This is a genomic window from Actinoplanes italicus (assembly GCF_003001815.1).
In the GTDB taxonomy this organism is placed as follows: domain Bacteria; phylum Actinomycetota; class Actinomycetes; order Mycobacteriales; family Micromonosporaceae; genus Actinoplanes; species Actinoplanes italicus.
The window spans coordinates 159,978-178,721 of sequence record NZ_PVMZ01000007.1; the positions used below are offsets into that span (position 1 = coordinate 159,978).

Sequence of the window (18,744 nt, forward strand, 5' to 3'; positions counted from 1 at the left end):
GCTCAGCTCGCGGTGGTGAACGGGCTGCTCAGCGGGCCTTCGTTGGCCGACCGGTCCAGGCCGCTGACACAGTAGGTGGCCGGGCCCGCCGGAGGCTTGCGGTCGACCACCGGGCTGCCGGCCCGGCCCGTCGCCACCAGGGTGCCGGTGTCGGAGTCCGTACGGTAAAGGGCCCAGCTCGTGCCGTCGCCCCCGGTGACCGTGAGGGTGACCGCACCACCGTCGGACCTGGTCGCCGCGGTGATCCGCGGCGCGGCGGGAGGTGCCGCCGGGAGCCGCGCGATCCGCGGCAGGAGCGCCGGCGTCGCGTAGTGCTTCGCCCGGTATCGGGTGACCGAACCGAGCCGGTCGGCGCGGACCTGCTTGGCGTTGTAGTGGACCTGTCCCTGGACGCCGTACTTGTCGTTCAGGGCCATCTGCCTGTCGAGCTGTGCCGGATCGCTCCAGTCGCCCTTCTCGCCGACCCGGTAGTCGGCCATGCCGATGTAGAGCTGCACGCCGGTGCCCTTGACCGTTTTCGACCACCAGGGCAGCACCTTGGCGTAGTCGGCCTTGTCGAACCCGATGGTCCAGTACAGCTGCGGCACGATGTAGTCGAGCCAGCGTTCGCGCACCCAGGTGCGGGTGTCGGCGTAGATCGCGCTGTAGCTCTCCAGACCCTTGGTGTCGGAGCCCTCGCCGCCGTTGCGCCAGATCCCGAACGGGCTGATCCCGAACTTCACCCACGGCTTGGTCTCGGCGATCCGCTGCCGCATCTCGCGGACCAGGGCGTTGACGTTCTCCCGGCGCCAGTCGGCACGGCTCTTCCCGGCGCCGTACTTCGCGTACGAGGCGTCGTCGGGGAAGTCCTCGCCCTTGCCGTCGCCGGGGTACGGGTAGAAGAAGTCGTCGAAGTGGACGCCGTCGACGTCGTACTTGACGACCGCCTCCAGCATCGCGTCCTCGACGAACTTGCGCGCCTCCGGGTTGCCCGGGTCGTAGTAGAAGCGGCCCTTGGGCCCCGCCGGGTGGGCGATCCGCCACTGCGGGTGCACCACCAGCGGATGGTTCGCGGGCAGCTTGGTCAGGTCCGTTCCGGCGCCGGACGGGGCGAACTGGGTCCCCCGGTACGGGTTGAACCAGGCGTGGAACTCCAGGTTGCGCTTGTGGGCCTCGTCGACCATGAACGCCATCGGGTCCCAGCCGGGGTCCGTGCCGTCGAGCCTGCCGGTCAGCCAGTTCGACCACGGGGCGAAGTCGGACTTCCAGAAGGCGTCGCCGCTCGGGCGTACGTGCACGAAGATCGCGTTGTGGTTCTGCGCGACGGCCAGGTCGACCCACCGCAGATACTCGGAGCGGACCTGCTCCTGCGACAGCCCCGGACGGCTCGGGAAGTCGATGTTGTAGACCGTGGTGAGCCACATGCCGCGCAGCTCCCGTGGCGCCGTCACCGGCACCGCACCGCACCGGCCGGCCACCGTCTGCGTCGGCGCGTCGGCCACCGCCACGGTGCCGCCGCTGCGCGCCGGTGGCTCGTAGAACGCGGCCCGCAACAGGCCGAGTCCCAGCACCGCCACCGCGAACAGGACCGCCGCCAGCAGCATCGCCACCCGCGCCGGCGGCCGGCGCAGCAGACTCACAGCACCGACCGGTAGATCTCGAGAGTGTCCTCGGCGATCCGTGACCAGCTGAACCTCTCCACAGCGCGGCGACGTCCGGCCCTGCCCATCCGCTCGGCCAGCTGCGGGTCGTTCAGCACGCGGGTCAGGGTCGCGGCCAGGTCGGCGACGAACCGCTCCGGGTCGACGGGCGTGCCCGTACCGTCCTCGACCTGCTCGATCGGCACCAGCAGACCGGTCTCGCCGTCCGCGACGACCTCGGGGATGCCGCCGGTCGCGGTGGCGACCACCGCGGTCTCGCAGGCCATCGCCTCCAGGTTGACGATGCCCATCGGCTCGTAGATCGACGGGCAGACGAAGACGGTGGCGTGCGTGAGGACCTGGATGACCTCCTGCTTGGGCAGCATCTCCTGCACCCAGATCACGCCCTTCGCATCCCGCACGCCGCGAAGCTCACGGGCCAGCTCGGCCACCTCGGCGGCGATCTCCGGAGTGTCCGGGGCACCGGCGAGCAGGATGATCTGCGCCTCAGCGGGCAGCTCGCGGCAGGCCCGCATCAGATACGGCAGGCCCTTCTGCCGGGTGATCCGCCCGACGAAGACGACGCTGGGCCGGTTGCGGTCGATGCCGAGCCGGTCGGTCACGTCCGTACCGGAATCGGGGGTGTAAAGATCGGTGTCGATGCCGTTGTAGACCACGTGGATCTTGTCCGGATCGACCGAGGGGTACGCCTTGAGCACGTCCCGCCGCATCCCGCCCGACACCGCGATGATCGCGTCGGCGTTCACGATCGCGGTCCGCTCGCAGAACGACGAGAGCGCGTAGCCGCCGCCGAGCTGCTCGGCCTTCCACGGGCGCAGCGGCTCCAGGCTGTGCGTGGTCAGCACGTGCGGGACGCCGTGCAGCAGCTTGGCGGTGTGCCCGGCGAAGTTCGCGTACCAGGTATGGCTGTGCACAACGTCGGCGCCCGCACAGCCCTGGGCGATCGCCAGGTTCACCCCCATGGTGCGCAGGGCGGCGTTCGCCCCGGCCAGCTCGGCGGGCTCGGGATAGGCCGTGACGCCCGGTTCGTCGCGTGGCGCGCCGAAGCAGTGCACCCGCACGTCGGCGAGCCCGCGCAGGTCGCGGGCGAGGTATTCGAGGTGGACACCGGCGCCGCCGTACACCTCCGGCGGATACTCCCGGGAGATCAGATCGATCCGCACCTGGTCACGGCGTACATCAGCATCGGCCACCCTGGCAGGATAGTCGGCGCCGCCGCCCGACCTTCAAGTCGTGCCCCGACCGGACGATAAACGATGCGTGACATCGTCAGGCGGCCGCCTCTGGCTCTGGAGCCTGCTGCTGGGCCTCGCGGCGGCGGCCACCTCGTCGTTCGCCGGCGGAGGGTCGGGCATCGGTGTCACCGTCGTCCAGTGGGCCGCACCCCTGGCGCTCGTCGCCGGGCTGTGGTGGCGCCGCCCCGAGCAACCCCTGCTCTGGTGGATCGCCGCCGCCGGATTGGCCCTCCACGCGGCCGCCCAGGCCTGGTGGCGGCTCGGGCTCGGCGGCGCTGTGAAACCCGCCATCCCCACCCACGACGTCGCCGATCCGCTCTTCTACCTCGCGTTCGTGCTGTCCGCGACGACCCTGCTGTTCCTCGCGGCCCGGCACACCCCGATCGCACAGCGCCGCGCCGACGCGCTCGACGGTCTCATCGTCTTCGTCGGTATGACCGGCGTGACCTGGAGTTTCGCCACCGAGCCGTTCCTGGTGAAGTTCGCCGGAGAGCCCGGCTCGCTGCTGCTCTTCGGCACCTACGAGATCCTCGACCTGATCCGGATCTCGCTGGCCGGGATGGTGGTCCTGATCCCCGGACGGCGCAGCCCGGCCGAACGGGCGGTGATCGGCGGCTCCGTGGTCCAGATCGCCGGCGACGTCTCCTACATCCTCAGTCTGTCCGGTTCGTCCGCGTACGGCTGGCCGCCCGGCACCCTGGCCGGCGTGCCGTCGTCGGGGATCCAGGACCTGCTGTGGCTCTCCGGCGCCGTGCTGATCGCGTCCGGGGTGCTGCACCCGACCGCGGGCAGTGCCGCCCGGCCGCTGCCGGGCCGGGGCAGCGTGTCGCAGGTCCGGCTGGTCGTGTTCGTCCTGCTCGCGGTGGCCTGCCCGGTCGGGACGGCCGGCGCGGGTACGGCTCCGCTGGTCATCTCGGTCCTGCTGTCCTGCCTGCTGGTGCTCCGGATGGGTGTCCTCGGCAAGCTCGCCCAGCAGCGGGCCGAGGCACTCGACTCGGCGCTGCAGGGCCAGGAGGCGCTCCGGGCCGCCCTGGAACACCGGGCCACCCACGACTCGCTCACCGGGCTGAGCAACCGGGCCGCCCTCACGGCGGAACTGGAGACCGCCGTGGAGCGCCCGCCCGGCGCGCGTGGCTGGCTGTTCCTGATCGACCTGGACGGCTTCAAACCGGTCAACGACACCCTCGGGCACCCTGCCGGTGACGAGCTCCTGGTGCGGCTCGGCGCGGACTTCCGCGCGATGGTGCCGGACGGCCTCGTCGCCCGGCTCGGCGGGGACGAGTTCGCGGTGGTGCTGCCGCCGCTGTCCGGCGACGAGCCCCGTGAGCGCGCGGACGCCCTGCTGCGGGTGGCCGGTCTGACCCGCGAGATCGCGGGACACCCGGTGACGGTGTCGGCGAGCATCGGCCTGCTCGATCTCGACCGGGTCGGCTCGGTCGCCGCCGCGCTGCACGACGCCGACATCTCGCTCTATGCCGCGAAGGCGGCCGGCCGTGGGTGCTACCGCGTCCACGCAACCGAACCCGACCAGCGCGGCACCCGCGCCGCAACCGGCGCGAGGTGACATGGCAACTGTGCAGATCCCCCGCCTCCCGGCCTGGCAGTACACCCTCGTGGGTGGCACCGCGGTGGTGCTCGTCCTGCACCTGCTCGGCAGCGGGCCGGCCTGGCTGATCCCGCAGGCGATCGCGACGGTGATCCTGTTCCGGGCCGCCCGCCGGCATCGGTGCGGGTGGTGGCTGTTCACCGCGGCGAGCGCGGCCGGCCTGGCCGCCTCGGCCTTCTGGGTCGTCCGCGGCGGGGTTCCGGCGAACACGCCGATGGGCCTGACCCTGGCCCTGCAGTACGCGCTGCACGCCGCGGCTGCCGTCCAGTTCAGCCGGCTGCGGCGTCCCGGCGGCGCCGCCGAGGCCGCCGCCGTGGTGCTCTGCCTGGCGATGCTGGCGTGGTCGTTCATCGTGCTGCCGTACCTCGACCAGCCCGGTTACGAGATGGTCGACGACGCCCTCGCGGTGCTCTACGCGATCCTCGACCTGGCGATCCTGGCGACCGCGCTGCGGACCGCCGCCGACTCCCGGCGGGTGCCCGGCCGGCTCGTGGCCGCCGGTGGCGTCATGCTGCTCGCCGCCCACCTGGTCTACGCCGCGGCCGGGGCCGAGGGCACCGCGGCGCTGCTGCCCGGTGGGCTGCCGCACCTGACGGCCCAGCTCTGGTGGGTGTTCGTGGCGGCGGCCGGCATGCACCCGCAGGCCGCCCAGTTCGAGGCCGCGGACCCGACGCCGCGGCGACCCGCGCTGATCGCCATGTACGCCGCCGCCGTCGCCAGCCCCCTGCTGCCGGCGATCGCCGACCCGCGAGGCGTGGTGATCGTCCCCGCGCTGCTCACCGCCGGGCTGTGCGGGCTGCTGCTGCTACGGATCGTGCTGCTCGCCCGGCTCGCCCAGCGCCGCGCCGTACAGGCCCGCCAGGCGCTCGCCGAGCAGCGGGCGCTGCAGGAGCAGCTGGCCTACCGGGCCGGGCACGACGGGCTGACCGGCCTGGCCAACCGTGACCTGCTGCTGGAACATCTGGATCGGGCCGTCGCCGGGGAGCGGCCGTTCGCCCTGATCCTGTGCGCGCTGGACGGGTTCAAGGAGGTCAACGACACGTACGGCCACCACGTCGGCGACACGGTGCTGCGCCAGGTGGCCGGGCGGCTGCTGCGGTTCGCGCCCGAGGTCGCGATGGTGGCCCGCCTGGGCGGCGACGAGTTCGGCTTCCTGGTCACCACCGGGGCCGACGCGGCGGAGCTGGCCGACCGCGTGGTGACGGCCGTGTCGGTGGCGCCGTACGAGGCCGGGGAGCGGCGCATCCATCTCACCGCGCGTGCGGGGCTCGCGGAGGGCGTACCCGGGAATGATGCCGTTCTCGGTGACGCCGATCTGGCCCTGCGCGCCGCGAAGCAGGCCGGTGGCGCCCGCACCGCCCGTTTCGACGAGTCACTGCGCGCCGAGCAGTCCGAACGCGCCCGGATCGCGGCCGGCCTGCGCCAGGCGCTGACCGACGGCGGCCTGTTCATGCACTATCAGCCGGTGGTGGAGACCGGGACGGCCCGGATCACCGGCGTCGAGGCGCTGATGCGCTGGCGCCGCGACGGGGAGCTGGTACCGCCGGGCGTGTTCATCCCGGTCGCCGAGCAGACCGGCCTGATCATCGCGATCGGCGCACAGGCGCTGCGGCTGGCGTGCGGGCAGGCCGTGGCCTGGCACCGGGAGCACGGGCTCTACCTGACCGTCAACGTCTCCACCCACCAGCTGCGCGACCCCGGCTTCGCCGCCACGGTGCTGGAGATCCTGGCCGACACCGGGCTGCCCGCCGCGGCGCTGGTGCTGGAGATCACCGAATCGGTGCTGATCGACGCCGCGGACACCCCGGTACTCGGGACGCTGCGGTCGCGCGGCATCCGGATCGCGATCGACGACTTCGGTACCGGGTACTCGTCGCTGGCCTACCTGCACGCCCTGCCGGTCGACATCCTCAAGATCGACCAGTCGTTCATCCGCCGCCACGAGGACCCGCCGCGGCCCCAGGACGTGAGCCTGACCAGGGCCATCCTCGAGCTGGCCCGCGGCCAGGGCCTCATCGCGGTGGCCGAGGGCGTCGAGACCGCCGGGCAGGCGGACCTGCTCCGGGAACTGGACTGCCCGCTCTCGCAGGGCTACCACTTCGGCCGTCCGGCCGACGCCGAGACCATCGGGACGCTGCTCGGCACCCGGGTCGAGGGGGTCGCGGCCTGACCGGAAAGAAGGCCTCATCGCCAGCAAGATATTTCGAACCGCCCTTTCGGGTGGCGCGGGGGCGGCCGGAATATTAGCGTCCTCCCCATGGCAGTCAAGGTGCTTGCGATCGTTCTGGCTGGTGGGGAAGGCAAGCGCCTGATGCCGTTGACGGCTGACCGGGCCAAACCCGGTGTGCCGTTCGGCGGTATCTATCGCATGATCGACTTCGTGCTGTCGAACCTGGCCAACGCCGGGTACCTCAAGATCGTCGTGCTGACGCAGTACAAGTCGCACTCCCTGGACCGGCACATCTCCAAGACGTGGCGCATGTCGACGCTGCTCGGCAACTACGTCACCCCGGTCCCCGCCCAGCAGCGCCTGGGCCCGCGCTGGTTCGCCGGCTCCGCCGACGCGATCTACCAGAGCCTCAACCTGATCAACGACGAGTCGCCCGACTACGTGATCGTCTTCGGCGCCGACCACATCTACCGCATGGACCCGAAGCAGATGGTCAACGACCACATCGCCTCCGGGGCCGCGGTCACCGTCGCCGGCATCCGCCAGCCGCTGAGCCTCGCCGACCAGTTCGGCGTCATCGACGTCGGCGCCGACGGCAAGCGCATCCGTGCCTTCCGCGAGAAGCCGAAGGACGCCGTCGGCCTGCCCGACGCACCCGACCAGGTCTACGCGTCGATGGGCAACTACGTCTTCACCACCCGCGCCCTGTGCGAGGCGGTCTCCGCCGACGCGCAGAACCCCGACAGCAAGCACGACATGGGCGGCAACATCATCCCCATGCTGGTCGAACGCGGCGAGGCGAACGTCTACGACTTCCGCGACAACGAGCTGCCCGGCGCCACCGACCGCGACCGCGGCTACTGGCGCGACGTGGGAACCCTCGACTCGTTCTACGAGGCCCACATGGACCTCATCGCCACACTGCCGATCTTCAACCTCTACAACCACGACTGGCCGATCTTCACCAACTACGGCTCGTGGCCGCCCGCGAAGTTCGTCCACGGCTACGACGACCGCCAGGGCCGCGCCCTCGACTCGATGATCTCCCCCGGCGTCGTGGTCTCCGGCGCGCTGGTCGAACGCTCGGTCATCTCCCCGAACGTCCGCGTCAACTCATGGGCCCACGTCGACGGCGCGGTCATCATGGAGGGCGTCTCGGTCGGCCGGCGCGCGGTCATCCGCAACGCCATCATCGACAAGAACGTCGTCATCCCCGAGGGCGCGCAGATAGGCGTCGACCTCGATCGTGACCGCAAGCTCTACACCGTCAGCGACAACGGCGTGGTGGTCATCGGCAAGGGGCAGAGAGTAGAGCTTTAACCCCTTATCCGGTACGGCTACGCCGGCCCCGAACGCACCTGTCGCGTCCCGGGGCTCCGCCGCGACGCAGGCGATCCCTCACGGCCCCAGAGCCACCGCCGGGGCTGAGGGCGTCCCCGCACCGTTACCCCGCAGCGGGGCACCACCCATCCGTGGCGCCCGCGCCGGCCCGGCCCAGCGGCCCAGCAGACTCCGGCCGCCCTCTCACCGACCCCCGCGGCCCACCCCCGCCACCGAGGGCAGGCACACCAGTCCGAGCACCCGCGGCCCACCCCCGCCACCGAGGGCAGGCACACCAGTCCGAGCAGATGCTGGCTGCCGTTCACTCCGCCAGGCCGAAATCGGACACACTCCGCCTTGGCCGGATGCCATTACTCCGGTAGGTCGAGGTCGGCACGAGCTGTCCCAGCAGACGCCAGCTGTCATCCCCCTCCGCGCCCAGGTCGGACATGCCATGCCCTCACACCCTGCCGAGCCAGGTCGGACGCGCCATGCCCCGCTTCCCCACCAGGCCAAGGTCGGCCACACCGTCGCCCGGCAGCCGCTCTTCACCCCACCAGACCGGGACCCGGCCACACCGCAGCCAACAGACGCAGACCACCGCTACCCCACCAGACCGGAACCCGGCAGAACATGGCTTCGCGACTCGCCGCGCCGAGGGGCGCCGCGCGTCCCGCCAGTGCATAACCGCCACAACCCACAGCTGGATGATCAACTTCGCCCGTTTTCGGCGGCGAGCTGTGGGCAATGGCTGCTTCCCTGCCCAGGAAGCGTGCGTAAGCCGCTGCTCGCCGATCAAGACCACCCAGGAGGCATGCGTAAGCCACCGCCCGCAGATCAACACCGCCGGGAGGCGTGCGCGACCCGCAGCCTGCCGATCGACACCGCCGCGAGACGAGCGCGAGCCGCAGCACGCAGATCAACAGCGGGGGCAACGTGCGCAAGTCGCTGGTCAGCGGCGGCCGCGGAGGGTCTGGGACGGGGACTCGCCGAAGCGGTCACGATAGGCGCCCGCGAAGCGGCCCAGGTGGGTGAAGCCCCACCGATAGGCGACCTCGCTGACGCTGACCCGGCCCGGTTCGGAGCGGGACAGCTCGTCGTGCACGCCGTCGAGGCGCAGGCGGCGCAGGTAGGTCAGCGGCGGCAGGCCGACGTGCTGGCGGAACGACTCCTGCAGCACGCGGGCTCCGACACCGGCGAGGGCGGCCAGATCGTGGGTGGTCCAGCCACGTGCCGGTTCGGTGTTCATGGCGTCGAGGGCGCGTTTGACCGTACGCGGGCGGTGCGGGCCCTGCAGTCCGGCCGGCTCCTCGCCGTAGGGGTGTTCGACGGTGAGGGCCAGGCCGCTGACCACCATGTCACGCCAGCGGGCGGCCATCCGGGGGCGGCTGGCGAGAGCGTCGGGGCCGCGTAGCTCGTGCAGGAGCAGCCGGGCCAGGGCGGCCCAGGTGCGGCCGGGACCGTCGACCAGGTCGAAGGTGGCGCCGAGCGGCAGCGGGGAGACGACCCGCTGGTCGAGGGCCGCGTCCACCTCGCGTTCCAGGGCGGCGCGATCGACCTTCACGCTGAGCAGGCGGCAGGTGCCGGGCCAGTCGATTTCGATGTCGCCGGTGGGCCGGTAGACGACGGCGCGGGAGGCGTCGGCGAAGACCGCCGAGCCGCGGTGCTGGGAGCGGATGAAGCCGTTGAGCGGCACCAGGACGTGGTACGCCGTCTCGAGCGCCCCGATCGACACGCGGATGTCGGTGCCGTACCGCACCTCACCGACGGTGATCGGACCGAGCGTCGCCACGTCGGCGGTGAACCGCAGCCGGCCGGGGTCACCGACCGGCTCGATCCGCAGGGGTCCGTAGTAGAGCTTGCGGCAGAAGTCGGTTGCCTCGTCCATGTCGGAGGTGCGCAGGCCGACATGGACCGGGACGTCCGCGCCCGGCGTCGCCGGGCCCGGGAGCCGCTCGCCTGCCATCCGTCCAGACTAGACCGTGAGAGGTGTCCTGCCGGGGACGAGATTCGCCGGCCAGGTGACCTCGGCGACGGCACCGCCGCGCACGTCGACCTGGGTGAGCGGGGTGTCCTCGTCCTGCCAGACCACGTAGCGGCCCTCCGGCAGACTGTCGATGACCACACAGAAGGTGACACCCGAACGGACGTACCGGGCGCGGACCGCGGCGTGGGTACGCCGTCCGGTGTCCTCGACCGGGGACACCTCGATCTCGTGGCCGTGCAGCACGGACGGCGTGTTGATGATCAGCGCGCCGATCGTACCGCCGATGTTGAGCATGACCGTGCCCTGACCGGACGGCGCGAAGGTGTGGTGGTGATGGTGGTGGTCACCGTGTCCGAGACTCATGACGGAACTCCCTGCGGAAAATGAGGTCAGGACGGGTTGGAGAAGCCGTCGAACGGAACGGGCAGGTACGGGAACTTCTTCAGGAGCTTGGCGCTGACGTTCTTGATGCTCAGGCCCTGCTCGACCGCGGCGGACGCGGCGTCGGCCTTGAAGTCTTTGTTCACCAGCGGCAACGTGGCGCCGGCCACGGCTTTGATGGAGATGGAGACCACGTCGTCGGCGATGCGGCGCCCGTTGGGGAAACCTGCGAGGTCGCCGCCGACGACACCGAAGGCGTTCTCCTTCTCGGCCGGCGGGATGGCCGTGTTGAGCCGCAGCATGTCGGCCTGAAGGGTGCCGGTGTTGTTCTGGAAGCCGTCGATGATCCCGTCCGGGATGCCGGTCAGCAGGATGGCCAGCAGATCGGCGCGGGGCTCCTTGGTCTTGTTGAACTCCGCCAGGTTGTCGAAGAGACCCGGGTAGAGCACCGGCAGGAGCGCTCCCAGCTCGGGCGTGGCGACGAACTCGGCGAACCGCTTGTCCTCGCTCGGCGGCAGGCTGTTGAACTTGTCCTTCTGCGCCATCGGCACGATGACCTCGTTGAACAGCGGGTTGCCGAGCCGGGAGACCTGCACCTGCGGGCCTACCACCACGTCACCGGCGCCCTTGTCGCCACGGACCTCGACCTGACGGCGGCTCGCGGACGTCCACACGCCGATGACGGCGCCCGCGTCCTTGGCCCGGACCCGCTTCTTGCCGTCGCGGCGGACCATGTCCAGCGGGATCTGGATCGCGATGCTGTGCACGTTGGTCTTGTCGGTGGCGTTGACGGCCTTGCCCGCGTAGTTGAACAACTGCGAGCCGACCAGGTGCTTGTCCTGGAACGGGCGCAGCGTACCCAGGTCGAAGATCGCGCCGAGGTCGACGAAGAAGGCGTCGGCCCGCTGGCCGGCGAAGACGATCTCGCGGCTCTTCAGCTTGTGCACCGCGTCGGCGGCGAGCTTGTCGTAGTCGGGGATCGAGATCTTGCCGACGTTGCAGGGCGGGCACGGGAGCTTGTTCGCCAGGACGGTGCTCTTGCCGTGGCTGTCGACCTTGGTCACCGAGTAGAACTGTCGACGGTTCCAGTTCTCGTCGTCCAGCGACTTGATCTGACCGGTGTTGTACAGGAACGTCTTGTCGTTGCGCAGCTCGGTGCGGAACCGGAACTGGTAGGTGATGTCCGGGCGGGCGTCACCGTTCGCGTCGATGTGGATCTCGTACAGCACGTCATCGCCGAACTCGAAGAAGTTCGGGCCGCTGGCGGGGATCTGGAGCGGCACGTAGTTGGCGATGATGGTGACCGTGTCCGGATCGTCGGGGCTGACGAACGCGTACAGGTCGGAGCTGTCGGCGACCGGGTCCTTGCTGATCTCCGGCGCTTCGCGATGGGAAGACATGTTCGGGGGGATCTCCTGTCGGAAGGTAACGTCGGAAGGTCAGCGGCCGGCGGCTTTTAGCAGGCTGGCCACGAGCTTCTTGTCGGTGATCGTCTTGACCTTCTCACCGGAGAAGACGTCGATCGTGCCCTTCTTGACATCGCGCAGCGAGATGACGAGCGGCGCGCCGCCGTCCTTGCTCTCGGTCTCACCGGCGAGGCTGAGACCGGCCACCGAGACGGCGGAGACGCCGACACCGGTAGCGGCGAGGGCCAGCACGCGGCGGCGGGACAGCCACGAGGTGCGGCCCGGTGCGCGGTAACGAACACGACTCATGCTTGGCCTTTCATCGTTGGGGGGCCTGACAGGCGATGCATCGTCGACGCCGATCAGTACGAGATCCACGTCCCGGCGGTTCAACAAAAGTTTTCGAGAACGCTCAGCGGGTACGTCCGCGGCGGAGGCGGGAAAGGCCCGCACCGGCCGCTGCCAGCAACGCTGCGGTGATCGCCCCGCCGATCAGCCAGTGACCGAAACCGACCATTCCGTCGTCCGGCTTCGAGATGGCGACCGGCTCCGGGTCGATGGTGGCCGGCGGCGGGGCGGCGGGCTCCGGCGACGACGGGGCCACCGGCGGGGTCGTCTTCACCACGGCGGCCTTCCTCGTGGTGGGAGCCGCGGCGGAAGGGGTGGCCGGCGGGGCCGAGGCCGCCGCTGGGAACACCAGGTCGGAGCAGGAATAGTATGTGTCCGGGGTGTTGCTGGTCTCCCAGACCGTGTAGAGGATGTGCCGCCCGGTCCGTTTCGGCAGCGTCACCCGCATCCGGTATGCCCCGTCGGTCAGCGGCGGATCCTTGATGTCGGCGAGCGGCGAACCGAGGTCGTCCCAGGTGAGCTTCTTCGCCGGGTCGTAGCCCGCACGGGTGAGATAGAGACGGAACGACCCCTGGTGCGGGATGGTGCCCCGGTAGGAGATTTTGAGCTTCTGCCCGGACGCCACCTTCGTCGACGGGAAGTCGTCGCGCGCCAGGTCGAGGCCCCGGTAGAGGTCGATCCCGGCGCTGCAGAGCTTTCCGTCCGGAACGCGCGTCCGGTCGTCCTTCACGTTGGCGAGCCGCACGTTGTCGTACGCCCCAAGAAAGCCGTCGGTGACCTTGAGCGCGGCCTTGCAGGCCGCGGCGCCACGTTGCGTGCCGTTGCCGCCGCAGGCGGCGCTGCGGCTGATCGGCGTCATCGGCGCTCCGTGCGCCATCGCGGGGGCGGGCAGGGCGGGGACGGCGGCGGCGGCGAGCAGGCCGGCGGCGGCGAGGCGGCGGACGAACATGAGATCTCCCGGGTACGGCAGGGCAAGAGCCACCCGGGGGTACGGAGTTCAGGCACCGCTCGTTCATCGGCCACGGTCCTGTGATTGCATGGCCGAGTCAGTAAGAAACCAGGAGGATTCATGAACAAGCCCGATGTCGGTCCGATTCCTGACGCTCCCGCCAGCGAACTGCTGATCGAGGACATCGTCGAGGGGGAGGGCCAGGAGGCGAAGGCCGGCGACTTCGTGAGCGTCCACTACGTGGGTGTCGCCCAGTCGACGGGCAAGGAGTTCGACGCCTCCTACAACCGGGGCGAGGCGTTCGGCTTCCGGGTGGCCGGCCAGCAGGTCATCGCGGGCTGGGACCAGGGTGTCGCCGGTATGAAGGTGGGCGGCCGCCGCAAGCTGGTCATCCCGCCGCACCTGGGTTACGGCTCACGCGGCGCGGCCGGCGCGATCAAGCCGAACGAGACCCTCGTCTTCGTGGTGGACCTGCTCCAGGTGCACTGACTCCCGCTGCCGGCGGCCGCGTCGCCACGCGAAGAGGGAAACGCGGCCGCCGAGAGCGAAACAAGAGAAGATCGACAACGCCGCACGTCATGATCTTGGACATGCAGCCGCTGGAGAATCCCGGAGTGTCCACGGTACGCATCACACCGACCGCCGATCTGCGCCCCGACGAACGCACCGCCGTCCGAGCTCTGCTCGACCTGGCCTTCGACGGTCACTTCGACGACCACGACTGGGAACACGCACTCGGCGGCCTGCACCTGATCGTCACCCGCGACGGCGCACCGGTCGCTCACGGCGCGGTGGTGCAGCGCCGGTTCCTGCACGACGGCCGGTCCTGGCGGTGCGGCTACGTCGAGGCGGTCGCGGTGCATCCGCGGTGGCGCGGGCAGGGTCTCGCCACGGCGGTGATGACCGAGGCCGAGCGGCTGATCGACGGCGGGTACGACTTCGGTGCCCTCTCCGCCTCCGACGACGGCCGCGGCCTCTATCTCGCCCGCGGCTGGTTGCCCTGGAAGGGCCCGACCGCGGTGCTCGCGCCCGGCGGCGTGACCCGCACCCCGGACGACGACGACAGCACCCTGGTCCGCCCGGCCCCCGGCCTGGTCCTGACGGGCACCCTCACCTGCGACTGGCGCGAGGGCGACGTCTGGTGATCGCCGCAGGACCGCCGTGTCCAGGCCGAACCGCCGTTGCTCCCGCCGGACCGCCGTTGATCACCGCGAGACGGCCCACAGCCGTTCCAGAAGTGTCCGCAGTTCCCCGCCGTCACCGGTGCCCTGCAGCGCACGAGCGTCGGCCACCCCGATGACGGCCGCCGTGGCCGCGGTAAGCAGCTCGATACCCGGCCCCGCGTCGATCAGGCCGATACGAACCCCGTCGGCGACCATGGCGGCGATCCACGGGTCGCCCTGACCGGCATCCGGAGCATCGGCCGCGAGCACGGCTCGATCGTCCGGGTGCTCGCGCAGGTGGCCGAGCAACCGGCGGCTCCCGTCCGCGAGGCGCTCCCACAGCTCGCCGGCGCCGTCGACCGGCTCCCAGGGACCGAGCACGGCCAGCACGCGACCCGCGGTGTCGGCGGCCACCGCCGCGAACAGGTCGTCCTTGCCGTCGAAGTAGTGGTAGGCGCTGGTCTTGGAGATCCCCGCGTCCGCGATGATCCGGTTGAACGAGGCGCCGTCGCGGCCGTCACGGGCGAAATGCGACCGGGCTACGGCGAGGATCGCGGCCCGTGACTCGGGCGACAGCCGGTCGAAGCGGGGCAGCGGCACGGTCCAAACCCTAACCCGGCTGTGCTGTACCGCTGTCTCAGGCCCGCCGAGTCAGCGGTACAGCACAGCCGGGGGGTTGGTTCTGGCGGCCAGAGCACGGTTCAGGCGGGCGGTCAGGAGCCAGTGGGCGGCCCACAGCGGCAGGGCCATCGCTCCCCCGGCCAGCCCGGCGGCGCCGGGGAGCAGGGACACGATCTGGAGGGCGCACCAGCCGTACCCGAGCGAAGCCCAGCGCCGCACCCCGCCGGCGCCGTCGGCGGCCAGCGAGGCGGCGACCGCCCGGACGATGAAGAAGTCCTCGACGAAGTTGTGCGGGATCGCGAACATCCACCACACCGACGCGGGCCGGGCCTGCCGCGCCCCGGGCCGGACCAGGAGCAGGGTCCGGTGCAGGGCACGGCAGTAGAACGCGACCAGCGCGAGGAATCCGGCGACGATCGCGGCGCTAGCCCAGAGGGGCTGCCCCGCAATCTCCCCCAGGATCCCGCTGCCCCACTGCGGGGCCCAGATCGGGTAGGCCAGCAGGATCGTCACGCAGATCGTCCCGAGGACGCGCACCATCACGCTCATGGACGATGAGTGTACCGGCGGTGTGTACTACTGGTACACTATCGTCGAGCGGCTCCCCGATCGGCGTCACGCCTGCCTCCGCAGGTCCGCGCACTCCTTCTCGTCCGGCAGCAGCGGGCGGAACTTGATCTGCCACTTCTTGCCTGCGGACTCCCACGGCGTGCGCTCGTTGGCCTTGCTCGCCAGTGCCAGGACCTCGTCCTTCTCGGTGCCCTCGACGGTCAGGCAGTTGATCCGCAGCTGCTCGTTGAGGAACGCGCCGGGCAGGTCGGCGGCCGGCCACTTGACCGGGGCCCCGCCCATGCCGTCGCCGGTCTCCTGGTACGGCGTGGCGAGCACCGCCAGCCGCTGAGCCTGATAGGGCTTCGCGGGCGGGCTGGCCGCGTCGGCGAACTGGGCGTGCAACGTGCCCAGGAACTCGGTCAGCTTCTTGCGCGCGGCCTGCTGGGCGGCGGTCAGGCTCTGGTCGTCGGGGCTGGCCTCGCTGAGCGCCATCACCTCGACGGACTGCTCACCACCGGCGGTGACGACGCTGATCCTCGTGCTGGGGATGTCGGCGACTCCGGGCGTACCGAAGTCTGCTCCGGATTTGACGCCCGCCGCGAGGGCCGCGTCGGTCAGCTCCGTCAGCTTGGCCGGGCTGATCTTGATTTCCTGCATGTTCGGCAGGGCCGCACCGGGATAGATCAGGGTGACCGGCCCCTCGGTCACCGCGCGCCCGTCGGCGTAGAAGCTGAACAGCGGGATCCGGGACGGGATGGTCTCGGCCGGGACGAAACCACCGCGATACTCCACGCGCAGGGCGATGGCGGCCGGATCGGCGGTGGTGCTCTCGGTGACCGGTGCGGCGGAACCCGGTGAGCCGGCCTCGCCGGCGACGCCGGGCCGCGCGCACGCGCCCAGGAGCATGAGGGGGACGGCGACAGCGGTCATGAGCCCGCGGTTGATGGTCATGACGAGTACGACGAAACGGACCCCGCCGAGGTTCCGGCCTTCGCTAAGAAACCACCCGGGCCCTGCGCCCGAGAACCTCGACGACGTCGCCCGGATGGAGTTGCCGGCCGCGTCGCACGTCGACCTCGCCGTTGACGGTGACGTCCCCGGAGGCGATCAGGATCTTGCCCTCTCCGCCGGTGTCGATGAGATCGGCCAGCTTGAGGAACTGGCCGAGCCGGATCATGTCGCCGTCGATGGGCACGTCACGCATGGGTTCATCATCCGTCACGAGATCTCCTCGAAATCTTCTGGGTCGAGGTTGAACCATCGGGGCCGGTGATCCGAACTACATGTCGTGAGGCATCTGGGGATGGCCCGCCGTGCGGGCGTGATGACCGCTGTGACCGCCGTCGGCGTGCTGTTCGCCGCCGGCCCGGCCGCGGCGGACGTGACGGTGAACCCGGCGAGCGTGCCGCAGGGCAGTGGAGCGAACCTGAGCTTCCATGTGACCAACGAGGGCACCGCGCCGATCACCGAGGTGACGCTGAAGATTCCGGCGGACACTCCGATCGCCGAGGTGTACCCGCTGTCGGTCGACGACTGGGCGCCACGGATCACCTACCGCAAGCTGAGCGTGCCGCTGGACACCATCCACGGCGGCACCCCGGTGACCGAGGCCTCCGACTCGATCGTCTGGCTCGCGGTGAACGGCGCGAAGATCGAACCCGGCAAGTCTGCCGACCTGACTGTCGCGCTCGGGCCGATGCCGGCGCTGAGCTCGGTGCGGTTCATGATGGACACGAAGTACGCCGATGGCACGGCCGGCCCCACCATGCCCGCGACCGTGGCGACGAGCCCGTCGAACGGCGGCCTGCCGGTGTCCCACCACGGCGGCACCGCCGGCAACGAGGGCTCGGCGTCCGAGCAGGCGCTGTTCGACCAGATCGCGGCGCAGGCGCAGCAGGACGACGGACCGTCGCCGCTGTCGATCGGCGGCTGGGTGGTCGCCGCGCTGGCGCTGCTCGCGGTCGGGTTCATGGCGCTGCGTGGACGGCACCGCGCCGAGGAGGAGCCGGGCGAGCCCGAGGAGACCCCGGCCGGCGACGACGTGGCAGTGGACGAGGACGGCGAGAAGGAGCCGGTGGCCGCCGGCGACTCCAAGTGGAGTTACAAGGGCTGAGAGACTCCCATGGCAGGCCGGGCCTGCTGCATTGGGAAATGAGGGTTGTTCGCGACGGCCGAGACGGTTACGGCCCGCTTGCGGATCGCGAAAGTACAGGTAGGTCGCGAACAACCCTCGCCTTCACGCGGGTGGGCGTGGAGGGACGTCGTGGCGAGCGCGTGGGGCGCGAAACCACGACCAGCGGGTGGGGCCCGGGCAAGGCCCGTGATCCGCGTGCCGAACGGACGGGGCTGTACGACAGCCCCGTCCGTTCGGTCAGACCGGGACGACCCGCTCGGTGCGCAGCGCGTCGATGATCTCGCGTTCGACCCGCTCGGACTCGTCGTGCGGGACCTGACAGGTGCCGGCCGCGAGGTGACCGCCTCCCCCGTAGCGCAGCATCACCTCACCCACGTCGACCGGCGAGGTGCGGTCCAGGATCGACTTGCCGCAGGCGAAGACGGTGTTGAGCTTCTGCCGGCCCCAGATGATGTGCACCGACACACGTGACTCGGGGAACAGCGCGTAGACCATGAACCGGTTCCCCGCCTCGATCACCTCCTCGTCACGCAGGTCGACGACGACCACGTCGCCCTCCATGTGGCACACCCGGTGCAGCTGGTCGACGAACCGCTGAGAGCACTCGTGGAACAGCTCGGAGCGTTCCACCACGTCGGGCAGGGCGAGGATCTCGTTCACGTCGTTGTGCTCGATGCACGCGTCGATGAGCTGCATCATCAGCTGATAGTTGGAGATCCGGAAGTTGCGGAAGCGGCCCAGGCCGGTGCGGCTGTCCATCAGGAAGTTGAGCAGTGTCCAGCCGGTCGGGCTGAGGATGTCGGTCAGCGTGTAGTCGGCCGAGTCGGCCTGGTCCACGGCGCGCATCAGGTCGTCGGTGACCTTCGGGAACCGGGCTCTGCCGCCGAAGTGCTCGTAGATCACCCGGGCGGCCGACGGCGCCTCCGCGTCGATGACGTGGTTGCTGAGTTCACCGGTGTTACGCAGGGTCTCCGAGTGGTGGTGGTCGAACACCATGTTGGCGCGCGGGTCGTACGGCACGTTGGTCAGGATGTCGCGGTCGGTCACGTCGACGACGCCGTCCTGGACGTCTTTGGGGTGCACGAAGAGGATGTCGTCGATCATGTCGAGATGGCGCAGTAGTACGGCACACACGAGACCGTCGAAGTCGCTACGGGTCACGAGCCGGTACTTCACGGGGTCCCCCTCGGTTGCCAGACCTTTGAGACCAGTTTGCCACTTTTTTCGCTATC

At 70.5% G+C, this 18,744-nt stretch carries 18 protein-coding genes; 6 read left to right on the forward strand and 12 right to left on the reverse strand.

Going from position 1 to position 18,744, the window contains the following annotated elements:
* Positions 1–2: 2 nt before the first annotated feature.
* Both CLV67_RS18845 and glgA read right to left on the reverse strand, forming a co-directional pair.
* A complete protein-coding gene (locus CLV67_RS18845) occupies positions 3–1,619 on the reverse strand; it encodes a glycoside hydrolase family 10-like protein (protein ID WP_239166398.1) in 1,617 nt (538 codons plus the stop codon).
* Complete coding sequence (glgA, locus tag CLV67_RS18850) at positions 1,616–2,833, reverse strand: glycogen synthase (protein WP_239166399.1); 1,218 nt, start codon at positions 2,831–2,833, stop codon at positions 1,616–1,618. The genes CLV67_RS18845 and glgA overlap by 4 nt, the downstream gene beginning before the upstream one ends.
* A 67-nt stretch (positions 2,834–2,900) precedes the next feature.
* On the opposite strand from glgA, the gene CLV67_RS18855 reads away from it, so the two are divergent.
* The 3 genes from CLV67_RS18855 (at position 2,901) to glgC (ending at position 7,971) form a co-directional block, all read left to right on the forward strand.
* Positions 2,901–4,439 carry a GGDEF domain-containing protein gene (locus CLV67_RS18855; RefSeq protein WP_106320091.1) on the forward strand — a complete coding sequence of 513 codons (1,539 nt, stop codon included), beginning with the start codon at positions 2,901–2,903 and terminating at the stop codon, positions 4,437–4,439.
* Position 4,440: 1 nt separating this feature from the next.
* Positions 4,441–6,651 carry a putative bifunctional diguanylate cyclase/phosphodiesterase gene (locus CLV67_RS18860; protein WP_170153925.1) on the forward strand — a complete coding sequence of 737 codons (2,211 nt, stop codon included), beginning with the start codon at positions 4,441–4,443 and terminating at the stop codon, positions 6,649–6,651.
* An 87-nt stretch (positions 6,652–6,738) separates the two neighbouring features.
* Positions 6,739–7,971: a glucose-1-phosphate adenylyltransferase gene (gene glgC, locus CLV67_RS18865; RefSeq protein WP_106320095.1), complete on the forward strand. Its 1,233-nt coding sequence runs from the start codon at positions 6,739–6,741 to the stop codon at positions 7,969–7,971.
* 952 nt (positions 7,972–8,923) lie between these two features.
* On the opposite strand, the gene CLV67_RS18870 is transcribed toward glgC, so the two are convergent.
* Genes CLV67_RS18870 through CLV67_RS18890 form a run of 5 tightly spaced genes read right to left on the reverse strand, consistent with a single transcriptional unit; the run spans position 8,924 to position 13,042 of the window.
* Positions 8,924–9,937: an AraC family transcriptional regulator gene (locus CLV67_RS18870; protein WP_239166400.1), complete on the reverse strand. Its 1,014-nt coding sequence runs from the start codon at positions 9,935–9,937 to the stop codon at positions 8,924–8,926.
* A 9-nt stretch (positions 9,938–9,946) separates the two neighbouring features.
* Positions 9,947–10,321: a phospholipase gene (locus tag CLV67_RS18875; protein ID WP_106320097.1), complete on the reverse strand. Its 375-nt coding sequence runs from the start codon at positions 10,319–10,321 to the stop codon at positions 9,947–9,949.
* A gap of 26 nt (positions 10,322–10,347) precedes the next feature.
* Positions 10,348–11,739 carry a DUF4331 domain-containing protein gene (locus CLV67_RS18880; protein WP_106320099.1) on the reverse strand — a complete coding sequence of 464 codons (1,392 nt, stop codon included), beginning with the start codon at positions 11,737–11,739 and terminating at the stop codon, positions 10,348–10,350.
* Between the two features lie 39 nt (positions 11,740–11,778).
* Positions 11,779–12,123, reverse strand: coding sequence for a hypothetical protein (locus CLV67_RS18885; protein ID WP_239166401.1), 345 nt, complete (start codon positions 12,121–12,123; stop codon positions 11,779–11,781).
* 34 nt (positions 12,124–12,157) lie between these two features.
* Entirely contained in the window at positions 12,158–13,042 is an 885-nt protein-coding gene (locus CLV67_RS18890; protein ID WP_106320103.1) for a lytic polysaccharide monooxygenase, read from the reverse strand.
* A gap of 120 nt (positions 13,043–13,162) precedes the next feature.
* Here CLV67_RS18890 and CLV67_RS18895 point away from each other — a divergent pair, with 120 nt between their 5' ends.
* Together CLV67_RS18895 and CLV67_RS18900 are read left to right on the forward strand one after the other, a co-directional pair.
* On the forward strand, positions 13,163–13,531 hold the full coding sequence (locus tag CLV67_RS18895) for an FKBP-type peptidyl-prolyl cis-trans isomerase (RefSeq protein ID WP_106320105.1): 369 nt from the start codon (positions 13,163–13,165) through the stop codon (positions 13,529–13,531).
* Positions 13,532–13,632: 101 nt separating this feature from the next.
* Entirely contained in the window at positions 13,633–14,187 is a 555-nt protein-coding gene (locus CLV67_RS18900; protein ID WP_203737174.1) for a GNAT family N-acetyltransferase, read from the forward strand.
* Between the two features lie 60 nt (positions 14,188–14,247).
* Here the strand turns inward: CLV67_RS18900 and CLV67_RS18905 are convergent, their stop codons facing one another.
* The 4 genes from CLV67_RS18905 to CLV67_RS18920 form a co-directional block, all read right to left on the reverse strand.
* Positions 14,248–14,805, reverse strand: coding sequence for a TetR/AcrR family transcriptional regulator (locus CLV67_RS18905; protein ID WP_106320109.1), 558 nt, complete (start codon positions 14,803–14,805; stop codon positions 14,248–14,250).
* Between the two features lie 51 nt (positions 14,806–14,856).
* The gene (locus CLV67_RS18910) at positions 14,857–15,375 is read right to left on the reverse strand and encodes a hypothetical protein (protein ID WP_106320110.1); all 519 of its coding nucleotides are present in this window, start codon (positions 15,373–15,375) and stop codon (positions 14,857–14,859) included.
* Positions 15,376–15,441: 66 nt separating this feature from the next.
* Positions 15,442–16,329: a hypothetical protein gene (locus CLV67_RS18915; RefSeq protein ID WP_106320112.1), complete on the reverse strand. Its 888-nt coding sequence runs from the start codon at positions 16,327–16,329 to the stop codon at positions 15,442–15,444.
* Between the two features lie 43 nt (positions 16,330–16,372).
* A complete protein-coding gene (locus CLV67_RS18920; protein WP_093611701.1) occupies positions 16,373–16,582 on the reverse strand; it encodes an RNA-binding S4 domain-containing protein in 210 nt (69 codons plus the stop codon).
* Between the two features lie 99 nt (positions 16,583–16,681).
* Between CLV67_RS18920 and CLV67_RS18925 the strand changes: the two genes are divergently transcribed.
* Positions 16,682–17,491, forward strand: a complete 810-nt coding sequence (locus CLV67_RS18925; protein WP_106320114.1) for a DUF1775 domain-containing protein — start codon at positions 16,682–16,684, stop codon at positions 17,489–17,491.
* 258 nt (positions 17,492–17,749) lie between these two features.
* Here the strand turns inward: CLV67_RS18925 and CLV67_RS18930 are convergent, their stop codons facing one another.
* On the reverse strand, positions 17,750–18,688 hold the full coding sequence (locus CLV67_RS18930) for a DHH family phosphoesterase (protein WP_106320116.1): 939 nt from the start codon (positions 18,686–18,688) through the stop codon (positions 17,750–17,752).
* Positions 18,689–18,744: the final 56 nt, after the last annotated feature.